This window comes from Helicobacter pylori SA37A (genome assembly GCF_000476015.1).
Classification (GTDB): domain Bacteria; phylum Campylobacterota; class Campylobacteria; order Campylobacterales; family Helicobacteraceae; genus Helicobacter; species Helicobacter pylori_DB.
The window spans coordinates 1-1877 of record NZ_CBOO010000034.1 but is presented as its reverse complement, the minus strand read 5'-3'; the positions used below and the strand labels follow the sequence as shown (position 1 = coordinate 1877).

The window sequence follows — 1877 nt, the reverse complement described above, 5'->3', positions numbered from 1 at the left end:
ATTAAAATCGCTCCCCTTATTAAGGTGTTCATCTATATCGCATAAATACTTATAGGTGAAAGGAGCTAATTTTTTTCAACTCACTTGGTTTTAATGGTTGTTTTTGATTATAGAGATAAGGAAAAATAACATAAGAATTAGTCCATTTCACCGCTTGTTCTTCTAACATGGGAGCGCTAATGAAAGGTTTGATGAAGTCTAATTCTAAAATGATTTTTTTAGAAGTGTCCACCCTCAAACGATTATTAACTTTAGTGTAAGGGTGGAATACTCCACGACTAAAGTTATCTTTAAAAAAATCTACAAATTCTAAACGCATGAGATAATGAACACTCACGCCTTTTCTAAAGGTGTATTCGCACATACCTAATTTGGTTTTTAAAAATTCAGCCCTTTGCAAACTGCTAGTAATCAAAAAATTGTTATTCACTTCTGTGTTTAAAGCTAGCGCATAATTTTCATGGCACCTAAAACTTTCTTTGACTTTATCCCATTCTAAATTGGCGTTAAGATTATATTGATTAGGCAGTCGTTCGTATTCTAACAATGGCACTATGTCTTTATTTTTTAAAGGCTGTTTAGTGATTTTAAATGCGCAAAAATCTAGCCCTACACCCTCAAATATTTCGCCTCCTTTAGAAAAATCTAAAATTTCATTGAAATAAACTTGTTCAAATAAATTAATCCTTAAATCCCTAAACCCCTCAAAAGACTTGTTGAAAAGAATAGACTTGGGCATTAAAAAACAAAACGCCCCATCATCTTTGAGCCATCTCTCTATGCTTTTATTAGCAATTAAGGCGCAAATATTGAGATTGTTTCCCCCTACATTTTTGTCTCTAGAAAACAACCCATTAAGCCTTATGTTTTCTTTGACATTTTTTCTGTAAGTTTCAGGCAACACGCTCCATTGCACCCATGCAGGATTCCCCACAATAAAATCAAATTTGTCATAGATAGCCACCTTGAAATAACTAGAAAAAATCTTAAGCCATATAGAATTGAGTCCTTTTTTTTCAAATGCGATTAAGTTATCAAGGCTTTGTGAGACTTTTTCGTTTAAAGCTTTGCTTTTTAAAATATCGGCACTTTCTTCTTCTAATATTTCTAAAGCCCTTTGTTTGTCTAGGTTGATAAGCGCCTTTTCTACATGATTGATAATTTCTAAAAAATCAGGCTTTAAAACAAGTTTTTTGGGTAAAGTGATTTCTATGAAGCTCGTATCAAAAACTTGTTGCAAACCTGCTGTGTAAAGCTTGTAATACAGGCATTCTGTATGATCAATCATTACTGTTTGAGGAACATACAAACTATCTGCTAAATAGATAGGAATTTCATAGGCAACATTCAAATCAAAATGGCAATGCTTTAACCCAAAAATGAGCATATTAGCTCTAGCCATTAACACAGCTATAGGGTTAATATCAATACCTACAATACCTTGTGTCATTGTTTTAAAGTCTATTTTTTTTTCTAAATTTCTGTGTTTGTAGTTAATAAAGGCACACAAGAAAGTCCCACTCCCACAATTAGGATCAATGAAGCTTTTGTTTTGTAAATTGTCTTTACCTTTAATGGCGCACATCAAGGTTCGTTCAGCCAAATAATAGGGCGTGTAATATTCCCCAAAACTATGCCTAACAACTTTAGGAATGAAGTTAAGATAGAGTTCTTTAAATAGATCTAACATGGATTGGTGGTTAAGAAATTCTATATCTTCATAAGCGCAAACTTTGAAAAGTAGTTTTTGTAGAGCGTTTTTCAATGGGGTAGTGAATTCTTCTTTAATATACCATGCAAAAAAGTCATTATCAGTTAAATTGATAATACCCATTTTTTTAAAGAATTTCCCCTGCTCTATGCTTTCAAAAAAGTTT

1 protein-coding gene is annotated in these 1877 nt (G+C 32.4%); it reads right to left on the bottom strand.

From position 1 onward, the window contains the following. Positions 1-49: 49 nt before the first annotated feature. Positions 50-1877: Eco57I restriction-modification methylase domain-containing protein (locus tag QT76_RS07740; RefSeq protein ID WP_229306591.1), on the bottom strand; the 1828-nt coding region annotated here is incomplete at its 5' end.